The organism is Plantactinospora sonchi (genome assembly GCF_036422035.1).
In the GTDB taxonomy this organism is placed as follows: Bacteria; Actinomycetota; Actinomycetes; order Mycobacteriales; family Micromonosporaceae; genus Plantactinospora; species Plantactinospora sonchi.
Genome location: NZ_JAZGQK010000024.1, coordinates 76,705 through 89,191, shown reverse-complemented (window position 1 = coordinate 89,191; position 12,487 = coordinate 76,705). Strand labels below are relative to the sequence as shown.

General features: G+C 72.0%; 8 protein-coding genes. 4 read left to right on the top strand and 4 right to left on the bottom strand.

Annotated elements, in window-relative coordinates; genetic code table 11:
- Positions 1 to 50 precede the first annotated feature (50 nt).
- Positions 51 to 890 carry a trans-aconitate 2-methyltransferase gene (locus tag V1633_RS26110; RefSeq protein ID WP_331217045.1) on the top strand — a complete coding sequence of 280 codons (840 nt, stop codon included), beginning with the start codon at positions 51 to 53 and terminating at the stop codon, positions 888 to 890.
- A gap of 12 nt (positions 891 to 902) precedes the next feature.
- The gene (locus V1633_RS26105) at positions 903 to 1,922 is read left to right on the top strand and encodes an adenosine deaminase (RefSeq protein ID WP_331217044.1); all 1,020 of its coding nucleotides are present in this window, start codon (positions 903 to 905) and stop codon (positions 1,920 to 1,922) included.
- Positions 1,923 to 2,317: 395 nt separating this feature from the next.
- Here the strand turns inward: V1633_RS26105 and V1633_RS26100 are convergent, their stop codons facing one another.
- The 3 genes from V1633_RS26100 to V1633_RS26090 all read right to left on the bottom strand — a co-directional run bounded on the left by V1633_RS26100 (position 2,318) and on the right by V1633_RS26090 (position 7,042).
- A complete protein-coding gene (locus V1633_RS26100; RefSeq protein WP_331217043.1) occupies positions 2,318 to 3,709 on the bottom strand; it encodes a sensor histidine kinase in 1,392 nt (463 codons plus the stop codon).
- 29 nt (positions 3,710 to 3,738) lie between these two features.
- Positions 3,739 to 4,428 (bottom strand): response regulator transcription factor, encoded by a 690-nt coding sequence (locus V1633_RS26095; RefSeq protein WP_331217042.1) that lies wholly within the window; start codon positions 4,426 to 4,428, stop codon positions 3,739 to 3,741.
- A gap of 121 nt (positions 4,429 to 4,549) precedes the next feature.
- Positions 4,550 to 7,042, bottom strand: coding sequence for a glycoside hydrolase family 3 N-terminal domain-containing protein (locus V1633_RS26090; protein WP_331217041.1), 2,493 nt, complete (start codon positions 7,040 to 7,042; stop codon positions 4,550 to 4,552).
- A 285-nt stretch (positions 7,043 to 7,327) separates the two neighbouring features.
- Between V1633_RS26090 and V1633_RS26085 the strand changes: the two genes are divergently transcribed.
- On the top strand, positions 7,328 to 9,034 hold the full coding sequence (locus tag V1633_RS26085) for an ArnT family glycosyltransferase (protein WP_331217040.1): 1,707 nt from the start codon (positions 7,328 to 7,330) through the stop codon (positions 9,032 to 9,034).
- Between the two features lie 88 nt (positions 9,035 to 9,122).
- On the opposite strand, the gene V1633_RS26080 is transcribed toward V1633_RS26085, so the two are convergent.
- On the bottom strand, positions 9,123 to 10,277 hold the full coding sequence (locus V1633_RS26080; RefSeq protein WP_331217039.1) for a class I SAM-dependent methyltransferase: 1,155 nt from the start codon (positions 10,275 to 10,277) through the stop codon (positions 9,123 to 9,125).
- A gap of 115 nt (positions 10,278 to 10,392) precedes the next feature.
- Here V1633_RS26080 and thrS point away from each other — a divergent pair, with 115 nt between their 5' ends.
- Complete coding sequence (gene thrS, locus V1633_RS26075; protein WP_331217038.1) at positions 10,393 to 12,438, top strand: threonine--tRNA ligase; 2,046 nt, start codon at positions 10,393 to 10,395, stop codon at positions 12,436 to 12,438.
- Positions 12,439 to 12,487 lie beyond the last annotated feature (49 nt).

The window sequence follows — 12,487 nt, the reverse complement described above, 5'->3', positions numbered from 1 at the left end:
GGCCGGAAGGCGTACGCTTCACAAGACGTACGTACGGTTTGGAGGACGTCATGTGGGATCCGACCAGTTATCTCCGGTACGGCGACGAACGCTCGCGACCGTTCCACGACCTGCTCGCCCGGATCGGGGCGGAACGGCCGCGTACCGTCGTCGACCTCGGCTGCGGCCCCGGCAACCTGACCCTGAGCCTGGCGGACCGCTGGCCCGGTGCGCGGATCCTCGGCCTGGACTCGGCACCCGAGATGGTCGACGCCGCCGTCAGCCGCGAGCGGCCGGGTACGGCCGGCCGGGTGGAGTTCGCCGTGGCCGACGTGCGGGACTGGTCCCCCGGACCCGACGTCGACGTGGTGGTCTGCAACGCGGTGCTGCAATGGGTCCCCGGCCACCGGGCGCTGCTGCGGCGCTGGGCCCGGGAACTACCCGCCGGCGCCTGGCTCGCGGTCCAGGTCCCCGGCAACTTCGACGCCCTCTCGCACCGCACGCTGCGCGCCCTCGCCGCGCAACCGCGATGGCGCGCCGTGGTCGCCCCGGTGCTGCGCGACGGCCCCGCCGCCGGGCCCGGCCCCGACGCGCCCCACTCCGCCGGGCCGGTCTCCGACCCGGAGGAGTACGCCACCCTGCTGACCGACGCGAACTGCCAGGTCGACGCCTGGGAGACTAGCTACGTGCACCTGCTGCCGGCCCGCGACGACGCCGCACATCCGGTACTGAGCTGGATGGAGGGAACCGCGCTACGGCCGGTCCGGGCCGTCCTCGACGACACCGGCTGGGCCGAGTTCCGCGACGCGCTCGGCGAACGGCTCGCGGCGGCGTACCCGGTCCGACACGGGTTGGTGTACTTCCCGTTCCGCCGTATCTTCTTCGTCGCCCGTACCGGCGCCCGATCCTAGGGAGAGATCTCCGTGACCGACCTGTCGGCCTTCATCGCCGGACTGCCCAAGGCCGAACTGCACGTCCACCACGTCGGTTCCGCGTTGCCGCGGATCGTGGCGGAACTCGCCACCCGGCACGAGGGCCGGACCCGGGTGCCCGCCGACCCGGACGCCCTCGCCGGCTACTTCGAGTTCCGGGACTTCGCCCACTTCGTCGAGATCTACCTCAGCGTCGTCGACCTGATCCGTGACCCGGAGGACGTCCGCCTGCTGACCTTCGAGGTGGCCCGCGAACTGGCCCGGCAGCAGGTCCGGTACGCCGAGGTGACCGTGACGCCGTACTCGCACGTGCACCGGGGGATCCCGGCACCGGCGTTCTGCGAGGCGATCGAGGACGCCCGGATCGCCGCCGAGGCGGAACTCGGCGTGGTACTGCGCTGGTGCTTCGACATCCCCGGCGAGGCGGGACTGCCGGCGGCCGAGGAGACCCTGCGGATCGCCCTCGACGAGCGACCGGACGGGCTGATCAGCTTCGGGCTGGGCGGCCCCGAGATCGGCGTACCCCGGCCGCAGTTCAAGCCGTACTTCGACCAGGCGCGGGCGGCCGGCCTGCGCTCCGTACCGCACGCCGGCGAGACCACCGGCCCGGAGACGATCTGGGACGCGCTGCGGGAACTCGGCGCGGAGCGGATCGGGCACGGCATCTCCGCGGCCCGCGACCCGCAACTGCTCCGGCACCTCGCCGAGCGGCAGATTCCGGTGGAGGTCTGCCCCACCTCGAACGTCCGGACCCGCGCGGTGGCCGCCATCGAGGAGCACCCGCTGCCCCGGCTCGTCGAGGCCGGCCTGCTGGTGACCGTCAACTCCGACGACCCGCCGATGTTCGGCACCACACTCAACGACGAGTACGCGGTCGCCGCCCGACTGCTCCACCTGGACCCCGCCGGGCTGGCCGGACTGGCCCGCAACGCGGTCACGGCGTCGTTCCTGCCGAACCCGGAGAAGGCGAAGCTGACCGCCGAGATCGACGCCTACCTCGCCTCGGCCTGACGGCCGGCCCCCGCCCTGGGGCGTTAGGAAGGGCCCCTTCCTATACAGAAAGCGATAGGAAGGGGCCCTTCCTTGCAGACAGGCTGGCCCGGCGCGGGGTGCTGCGGGCGGCCGCGCCGGGCCAGCGATCAGGGGGGCAACGCTGCCCGTGGCGGCGTTCGGTGCACGACGCCGCCGGTGTGACGGTGATCGCGCGCGGCGGGAACCTGGTGTGGGGGACCGTGTTCCCGCCGCGCGCGTGACTCCCCGGGCCGGGGTTGGGGCGTACATCTGTCGGTTGTGGCCCGGTGGAGCGGGATGGGATCGCCTTTGATGTTGCCAGCGGACGTGACCGGGTGGTCCGTCGTTAAGTCAGTCCTAAGGAAGACTTGCGGCGAACCAGAACTTCTCTCGGCTCAGCTGTCGGAGCCCTGGCGGCCCCAGCGGCGGCGGGTACCGGAGTCGCGTTCCCGGGCGAGCCGCCCGACCAGCCCGAAACGGCTCATCTGACGGGGAGCCGCGTCCGGGTCGGCCAGCAGCATCACCACGCTGGCGCCACCGAGCCGGGCCCGGTCGATGCTGACCGAACCCCGGGCCTGCTGGGCCACCCGCCGGGCGATGTCCAGCCCGAGCCCGGTGGAGCCCTGGTCGCTGGCACCCCGGCGCAACGCCCGGTCCGGGTCGGCGATGCCCGGTCCGGCGTCGTCGACCCGGATCGCGATGTAGCCGTCCCGACGGGAGACCGCGACCTCGAACGCCGTGCCCTGCGGGGTGTACCGGAACACGTTGCCCAGCACCGCGTCCAGCGCCGCCGCCAGCTCGGCCCGGGGGACCGGGACCGGGATCCGGGTGTGTGCGCCGATCACCCGGTGGGTGCGGTTCTGGTCGCCGGCGAGCGCGGACCAGAACACCATCCGGTCCCGGACCACCTCGCTGGCGTCGCAGTCGCCCGGCGCTGCCTCCTGGGTGATCGTCTTGCGGGTCGTGTTGATCAGTACGTCGATCTCGCCCTCCAGCGTCACGATCGCCTGCCGGATCCGCCGGATGGTCCGGCGGCGGTCGAGTTCGGCGGCGCTGAACGAGCCGACACTGGTGTCGTCGGAGTCCAGCGCGTCGGCGTCGAGGCGCAGCACGGTCAGCGGGGTACGCAGCCGGTGGGACAGGTCGGCGACGAGTTCCCGTTCGTCGGTGCGGGAGACGACCAGCCGGTCGGCCATCCGGTTGAAGGCGTACCCGGCCTCGGCCAGTTCCCGGGGACCGCTGGGTTGGATCCGCACCCCGAGATCGCCGTCGCCGACCGCGAGCGCGGCCTGGACCAGCCCCCGGGCCGAGGCGACCGCCCGGGCGGCCAGCCGGTCCACCACGATCACCGAGGCCACCACCAGCCCGATCGCGACCAGGATCAGGATCAGCCAGGTGCCACCCGTCCCCGCGGTCAGCGCCGCGTCGGCGACGAAGACCTCGACGACCAGGACCCGGCCGGCGACCGGCACCGGCTCCAGCCGGACCACTCCGCCCGGCACGTCGGCGACGACCGGGGTGCCCTCCCGGACGGCCCGGTCGACGTCGGTCGCCGCCGCGCGCGGGTTGCCCCCACTGGCGAGGCCGTGCACGACGGGTGGGGCCGCGGCGTTGGCGCCGGCGGTGTCGATCACCTGCCGTACCGCCGCCGGGTCGGCGCTGACCGACAACGCGCCCCGGACCAGCGCGCTGCGCCGGGCCGCGTCGCCGAGCGCCTCCTCCCGGGCGTCGCGCTGCAACGCCGTGCCGAGCGGGATCAGGAACGCGAGTGCGACGATGGTGGTCATCCCGGCGCCGAGGTACGCCAGGGCGAGCCTCAGTCCGGTACCACCAACCGGAACCCGACCCCCCGCACGGTGCGCAGGTAGCGCGGCTTCGCCGCGGACTCGCCCATTTTGCGGCGGAGCCAGTACAGGTGCACGTCGATGGTCTGATCCTCGCCGACCGATGGCTGCCGCCATACCTCCTCCAACAGTTCCCGGCGGGACACGACGCGGCCGGGTCGGGCCGCGAGGTAGGCCAGCAGGTCGAATTCCTTACGGGTCAGGGCCAGCGGGACCCCGTCCAGGTGGGCGCTGCGTTCACCGACGTCGACCCGGAGCCCGCCGACCGCGTGCACCGCCGGTTCCACCGTCCGACTGGCCCGGCCGACCCGGCGCAGCACGGTGGTGATCCGGGCGTCGAGGTGGGCGCCGGTGAAGGGCTTGACCATGTAGTCGTCGGCTCCGGCGCGCAGCAGCCGGACGATCGCCTGCTCGTCGTCGCGGGCGGTGGCGATGATGATCGGCACGTCGGTGATGCCGCGCAGCATGCGCAGCGCGTCGGCGCCGTCCAGGTCGGGCAGCCCGAGATCGAGGACAACCAGGTCGGGGGTCTGGGCGGCTACCCGGCGCAGGGCATCGAGCGCCGTGCCGACCGCGTGCACCGCGTGCCCGCGGTCGGCCAGGGAGCGCAGCATCGCTCCGCGTACGACATGGTCGTCTTCGACCAAAAGCACCGTGGCCACCTGATGACCGTACTGCCCATGGCAAGTCGGGTGAATCGGTGGCCGGCGCGGCGGACGGTACCGGTGCCGGCCCGCCCGGAGCGGGTTCCCGGACCGGCCCGGGACCGGCTGTCGATCCGGGTCAGCCCACGCCGCAGGGCTGGCCGTTGACGGTGACGTCGGTGGGTGGTGGGTTGACACCGGTGTGGGTGCCGCTGAACCCGATCCCGACCGAGGCGCCGACGGCGAGGTTCCCGTTCCAGGTCTCGTTGGTCGCGGTCACCGTCGTACCGGACTGGGCCCACCGCGCCGACCAGCCCTGGACCATCCGCTGACCGGTCGACGGGAAGGTGAAGGCCAGCGTCCAGCCGGTCAGCGCGGTCGGGCCGGTGTTGCGGATCGTCACGTTCGTGGTGAAGCCGGGGTCCCACTGGTCGACCCGGAAGGTGACCTGGCACGCCGAGCCGCCGGACCCGCCGGTCGTGGTGACGCTCACCGCCGTCGAGGGCGCCGAGGTGTTGCCGGCGGCGTCGACCGCGACCACCTGGAACTGGTACGTCGTTCCGGCGCTCAGCCCGGTGACCTGGTACGTCGTCCCGGTGGCGGTGCCGAGCAGGGTCTGGGTGCCCCCGCTGGTCCGGTACACCCGGTAGCCGGTGACGCCGACGTTGTCGGTGGCGGCCGGCCAGCTCAGCGTGGTGCCGGCGGCGGTGGTGCCGGTGGCGACCGGGGTACCCGGGCTGGTCGGCGCGCTGGCGTCGACCGGCGGTTCCGGATCCGGGTCGGGGTCGGTGCGGTAGCCGAGCCCGAAGCCGTACGGGAAGAGCGGGGTCTTGCCGTCGCCGTCGTTGACCGGCTGCTGGCTCGCGCTCGTCATCCAGCTCACCGGCAGCCGGCCGGTCGGGGAGTACCCGCCGAAGAGCACGTCGGCGACGCCGGCTCCCTCGGTGCCGGGCAGCCAGGACGCGAGCAGGGCGGCCCAGTCCGGGAGTTGGTCCGCGACGTCCAGCGGCCGGCCGGAGACCAGGACGACGATCACCGGTACCCCGGCGGCGCGCAGGGTGTTCAGGGAGTTCAGGTCGGTGCTGTCCAGGCCCATCCCGCTCGGCCGGTCACCCCGGCCCTCGGCGTACGGCGTCTCGCCGATCACCGCGACCGCCGCCCGGTACGAACTGTTGATCCCGCTGCCGTTGCTGCTGTAGGTGACCGTGGTCGACGGCGCGACCGCGTTCCGGATGCCCTGCAGGATCGAGGTGCCCGGGGTGATCGCCCCGCTGCCGCCCTGCCAGGAGACGGTCCAGCCGCCGCTGGCGTACCCGATGTTGTCGGCGCTCTTCCCGGCCACGAAGATCCGGTTGTTCGCCGGGTCCAGCGGCAGGATGTCGCCGTCGTTCTTCAGCAGCACCTGCGACCGGGCCACCGCCTCCCGGGCTAGTGCCCGGTGTGCGGCGCTGCCCACGGTCGAGGTGAACGACCGGTCGGCCAGCGGCCGTTCGAAGAGCCCCAGTTCGAACTTCTTCGTCAGGATCCGCCGGTTGGCGTCGTCGATCCGGGCCTGGCTGACCCGTCCGGCCTGCACCTCGGCCCGCAGATGGGTGATGAACTGCCGCCAGCCGGTCGGTGCCATCACCATGTCGATGCCGGCGTTCACCGCCTGGCGTACCTCGGCGGCGGTGAAGCCGGTGGCGCCGTCGAGCTGGTCGATGCCGTTCCAGTCGGAGACCACAAAACCGTCGAAGCCGAGTTCGCCCTTGAGCACGTCGTTGATCAGGTACGCGTGGCCGTGCAGCTTCTGCCCGTTCCAACTGCTGTACGAGATCATCACCGAGCCGACGCCCCGGCGGACCGCCTCGGCGAACGGCGGCAGGTGGACGGCCCGCAGTTCGGCCTCGGAGAGTTGGGTGTTTCCCTGGTCGGTGCCGTTGGTGGTGCCGCCGTCGCCGAGGTAGTGCTTGGCGGTGGCCAGGATCGAGCCGGGTTCGGCCAGCGATCCGCCCTGCAGCCCGTCGACCACGGTGGTCATCGAGCTGACCAGGTCCGGCCGTTCCCCGAAGGACTCGTAGGAGCGGCCCCACCGGTCGTTGCGGACGACGCAGAGGCAGGGGGCGAAGGTCCAGTTGACGCCGGTGCCGGCGACCTCCTCGGCGGTGGCCCGGCCGATCCGGCGGACCAGTTCGGGATCGCGGGTGGCACCAAGCCCGATGTTGTGCGGGAAGATCGTCGCGCCGACCACGTTGTTGTGCCCGTGCACGGCGTCGGAGCCGTAGACCATCGGGATGCCCAGCGGGGTGGCCAGGGCGGCGTTCTGGAACCGGTCGTACATGTCGGCCCAGCTGGTGGGGGTGTTCGGGGTGGGCGCGGATCCGCCGCCGGAGAGCACCGAGCCGAGCCGGTAGGTGGTGATGTCGGCCGGGGTGACCGAGGCGCGTTCGCCCTGGGTCATCTGGCCGATCTTCTCGTCCAGGCTCATCCGGACGAGCAGGTCGTCGACCCGGTCCGGCACCGAACGGCCCGGATCCTGGTACGGCAGGGCGGCGGCGCCGGCGGGTGGTGCGGGTGCGCCGACCCCGACCAGGGTCAGCGCGGTGACGATCAGCAGCAGGCGGGGCAGGGCGGCGGCGGTTCGGGGGCGCACGGGACGTCCTCTCGGCGGGCGGATTCCGCACGGTCGGCGCCGCTCCCCGTCGTACGGGACCGCATCAATCGACAACTGTCGTTCGATCGGCTCGGCTCGACCCTATTCGGGAGCGCTCCCAGGGTCAACCGGGGCGTGCCGGCAGCCCGGCGTACACCCGGGGCTCGAATGCCGGCCACCCACCGCACCGCCGGCGTTCACCCGGACCCGGAACCATGTGCGGGTCTTCGCCCCGGACGTCCCGGGCCGCGCTGCCGCGTCGAGTCGAGGGAGTCACCCCGGACGATGGTCGGGACCATACGACGGCACCGCCGCTGGCTCCAGGCGGCCCTGGTCATCGCCCTGTTCGGGCAGCTCGCGGTCGGCCTGGTCACCGCCGCCCGGGAACAGTCGCCGACCGTCGACGAACCGGTCTACCTGGGGGCCGCGGTCAGCTATCTCCAGCACCACGACCTGCGGCTCAACCCGGAGCATCCACCACTGGCCAAACTGATCGTCGGCACCGGCCTGGCCTTCGCCGACGTACGTCTCGATCCGGCGTACCAGGGCAGCCAGTGGGAGGTCGGCCACCAGGTGCTGTACGGCCCGGGCAACGACGCGGACCGGGTGCTCTGGCTCGGCCGGCTCCCGATGATCGTGCTCACCCTGCTGTTCGGCCTGGTCGTGCTCGGCTTCGGCCGGGACCTCTTCGGCACCTGGGGCGGTGTGCTCGCGCTCGCCCTCTACGCGCTCTCCCCGGACGTCATCGCGCACGGCTCGCTGGCCACCAACGACGTACCGTTGGCCGGTTTCCTGCTGACCACCGTGTGGCTGCTCTGGCGGGCCCGCCGCCGACCCCGGCGCTACCTGCCGTTGGCCGGGCTGGCGTTCGGCTGCGCGCTGGCCACCAAGATGACCGCCCTGCCGCTCTTCCCGGTCGTGCTGCTGCTCGCCGCCGTGGCCGCCTGGACCGCGGCCCGTCCGACCACCGGCACCCCGGCCGACGCCACCGGTACCCCCGGCGACGGCCCCGACAGCGACGGCCCCGACAACGGCGGCCCCGGCCGGTGGTCGTGGTGGGACCGGCGGAGGATCCGTCCCGGGCTGGGTTACGCGCTCGGCGTCGGGCTGATCGCGCTGGCCACCGTCTGGCTCAGCTACCTGGTGATCGATCCGACCCTGGACTACCGGTCCGTCGCGATCTTCGACCCGGGGGTGAAGAAGCTCGCGGTGAGCCTGCTGCCCCTGCCGGAGCCGTACCGGGACGGGATGCTGCTCCAACTCGGCTACGAGAGCCGGAGCTTCAGCGGCTACCTGTTCGGCGAACGGTTCCAGGGCAACCTCTGGTACTACCTGCCGGTCGCTGTCCTGATCAAGACACCGCTGGGCATGATCGTCCTCTGGCTCGGCGCGGTCGCGGCGCTGCTCGCGGTCCGACGCCTCCGCCCGGTCGCGCTCTACCTGCTGCTGCCGCTCGGCATCCTGCTGCCGATCGCGATGACCGGGGCCCGCAGCTTCGGCTCCCGGTACGTCATCTGGCTGCCCGTTCTCCTCGCCGTGGCCGCCCCGGCGGTGCTGGCGCTGCGACGGCGCTGGGTCGTACCGGTGGCCCTGCTCCTGGTCGCCTCGGTCGCGGTCAGCTCGCTGCGGACGTACCCGTACTACCTGCCGTACGCCAACGAGGCGTTCGGCGGGCCGGCGAACTCGTACCGCCTGCTCAACGACTCGAACGTCGACTGGGGTCAGGACCTGCGTCGACTGGGGGTCCACCTCCGGGAGAACCGGCTCGCCGACGAACCGGTCTGGTTGATCTACAAGGGGCGCGGTGAGCCCGGCTACTACGGCATCCGGGCGGCCGATCCGTTGGCCGTGCCCCCGGAGCAGGTGCACGGGCTGCTGGCGATCTCCGCGATGCGGCTGTCGGCCTCCCGGGACGGCTTCGCGGAACTGGTCCGCGGACAGCCCCCGATCGCCCGGATCGGGCACACCATCTGGCTCTACCGCATCCCGTGACAGCCCCGCCGGCCGCCGTCGGCCCCGGCGGTGCTGCCACCACCGGAGCCGGAGCCGGTGCCGGGACTGTCGGGTCGGTCCCGGTCGGTCACCTCGCCGCTTCCGGCAGCTGCAGCACCCAGCGGTACGCCTGCACCATCCCGGTGTCGAAACCGGCCGCCGAACCCCAGAGGAAGAGCCGGAACCGCCGGTAGAGCGGCTCGCCCCAGCGCTTGGCGATGTCGTCCCGGGCGTCGTCCAGCCGGCGCGCCCACTCCCGGCAGGTCAGGTAGTAGTTGTGCCGGTCGTCGACCAGGCTGAGCAGCTCGAACGGGGAGTGCGCCACGTGCCGCAGGTACTGGTGCAGCAGCAGTGGGGCGGAGGCGCCGGGATAGATGTACCGCTTCATGAAGGTCGAGACGACGTGCTTGCGGCGCATCGCCAGCGCGTCGAGGTAGACCCGACCGCCGGGACGGAGCAGCTCGGCGTACTTGCGCAGGGTGGTCCGGTAGTCCGGCAGGTGCTCGGTGACCCCCATGTTGACGATCGCGTCGTACCGCTCGCCGGGGGAGTAGTTGAAAATGTGCTCCCGGACCACCCGTACCGGCAGCCGCTCGCGGTCGAAGAGGTCGACCAGGTAGCGCTCCGACTCCTTGGCCAGCGTCGTCGTGGTGACCTGGATGCCACGCCGGGCGGCGTGCTCGGCGAACGCCCCCCAACCGCCACCGACCTCCAGGACGTGGTCGCCCGGTCCGACCCCGATCGCCTCCAGCGCCAGGTCCATCTTCCGGGTCATCGCGTCCTCCAGCGGCTCGTCGTCCGAGGCGAACACGCCCTCGGTGTAACAACGGTGCCGTCGGTCGAGGAAGGTCAGGAAGAACTCCGAGTCCTCGTCGTAGTGGTGCGAGATCGACCGCCGGTCGTCCTCGCGCCGCCCGCGCAGCAGCGCCGGCACGAACCGGCCGAGGAAGGCGATCGGATGTCGGTCGGTGAAGAAGGCCCGCATCCGCAGCGCGGCGGCGAGGTCGCCGTCGACGTCCAGCGAGCCCTGCAGGTACGCCACCGCGACGGCGAACTGGTCGAGCGCGGCCAGCGCCTTCGCGCCACGCTCGTCCTTGATCACGATGGTGAACTGGGGGTCGCCGGTACCGACGGTGCGGGCCGGGCCACCGGGCGGGGCGACCGCGAACGGCACCCCGGGCTGGGCGGCGAAGAACGTCTCGTATCTGCGTTGCAGTGCGCTGATGGCGTCAACGGCGGTCACGGCGTCAATCTAACGCCGAGGTCACGGTGCTGGCAGGAAGAAAACGCAGGACCGATAGCATCTCCACAGCCGGAGAACCGGTGTAGTCCGATTCGTCCAGATCGAAGGAGCCGTCGTGTCCGAAGCCCGTACCCCTGTCGTGGCCGACCCCGTCGTCGTCGCGGCCGGGACGACGGCGGCCGACGCGGTGAGCGCGGCCGGACTGCCGGCCAACGGCCCCGGCGCGATCGTGGTGGTCCGCGACCCGGAGGGACGCCTCCGTGACCTCGACTGGATCCCGGACGTCGACACCCCGGTCGAACCGGTCCGGCTCGACTCCCCGGACGGCCTCAACGTGCTGCGGCACTCGACCGCGCACGTGCTCGCCCAGGCCGTCCAGGACGTCTTCCCCGAGGCGAAGCTCGGCATCGGCCCGCCGATCGACAACGGCTTCTACTACGACTTCGACGTCGACCGGCCGTTCCAGCCGGACGATCTCGGCAAGCTCGAGAAGCGGATGCAGGAGATCATCAAGTCCGGCCAGCGCTTCCGGCGGCGGCGTTTCGACAGCCTGGAGGAGGCCCGCACCGAGCTGGCCGACGAGCCGTTCAAGCTCGAGCTGATCGAGGTCAAGAGTGCCGGCATGGAGGGCGTCGGCGCCGGGCTCGACGCCGGCGAGGTGATGGAGGTCGGCGCCGGCGACCTCACCATCTACGACAACCTCGACGCCGACAGTGACAAGGTCTGCTGGTCCGACCTGTGTCGGGGCCCGCACCTGCCGAACACCCGACTGATCGGCGCGTTCAAGCTGATGCGCTCCGCGGCCGCGTACTGGCGGGGCAACGAGCGCAACCCGCAGCTGCAGCGGGTCTACGGCACCGCGTGGCCGACCCGGGACCAGCTGAAGGCGTACCTGAGGCTGCTGGAGGAGGCGGCCCGGCGCGACCACCGCAAGCTCGGCGCCGAGCTGGACCTGTTCAGCTTCCCCGACGAGATCGGCTCGGGGCTGGCGGTCTTCCACCCCAAGGGTGGGATCATCCGCCGCGAGCTGGAGAACTACTCGCGGATCAAGCACGAGCAGTCCGGGTACGAGTTCGTCAACTCCCCGCACATCACCAAGGCGAACCTGTTCGAGACCTCCGGCCACCTGCCGTACTACGCCGACACCATGTTCCCGCCGATGAAGCTGGAGGGTGCGGAGTACTACCTCAAGGCGATGAACTGCCCGATGCACAACCTGATCTTCAGGGCGCGCGGGCGGTCGTACCGGGAACTGCCGCTGCGGCTCTTCGAGTTCGGCACCGTCTACCGGTACGAGAAGTCCGGCGTGGTGCACGGCCTGACCCGGGTACGGGGACTCACCCAGGACGACTCGCACATCTACTGCACCCGGGAGCAGATGCCGGGTGAGCTGACCACGCTGCTCGCCTTCGTCCTCGACCTGCTCCGCGACTACGGCCTGGACGACTTCTACCTGGAGCTGTCGACCCGGGACGACTCGCCGAAGTTCATCGGCTCCGCCGAGGACTGGGCGGAGGCGACCGAGGCGCTGCGTACCGCCGCCGAGGCGTCCGGGCTGGATCTGGTCCCGGACCCGGGTGGGGCGGCCTTCTACGGCCCGAAGATCAGCGTCCAGGCCAAGGACGCGATCGGCCGGACCTGGCAGATGTCCACCATCCAGGTCGACTTCAACCAGCCGGCCCGGTTCGGCCTGGAGTACCAGGCCGCAGACGGCACCCGGCAGCAGCCTGTGATGATCCACCGGGCGCTCTTCGGCTCGATCGAGCGGTTCTTCGGCGTGCTGACCGAGCACTACGCCGGGGCGTTCCCGGCCTGGCTGGCTCCGGTGCAGGTGGTCGGCATCCCGATCCGCGACGAGCACGGGGCACACCTGCGGGACTTCGTCGCCGCGCTGCGCGCCGAGGGGATCCGGGCCGAGGTCGACACCTCCGACGACCGGATGCAGAAGAAGATCCGTACCGCGCAGCAGCAGAAGATCCCGTTCATGGCGATCGCCGGTGACGCCGACGTGGAGGCGGGGGCGATCTCGTTCCGTTACCGCGACGGTTCACAGCGTAACGGCGTACCGGTCGCCGAGGCGGTGGCGCACGTGGTGGAGGTGGTCCGGTCCCGGACCAACTCCGGCCCGAGCGCGGAGCCGGTGGTGGCCGCCGGGGAGTGACCGTGCCCCGGCCGCGGCGGTGGTTGTCGGTCGGGTGGCCGGGTCGGGT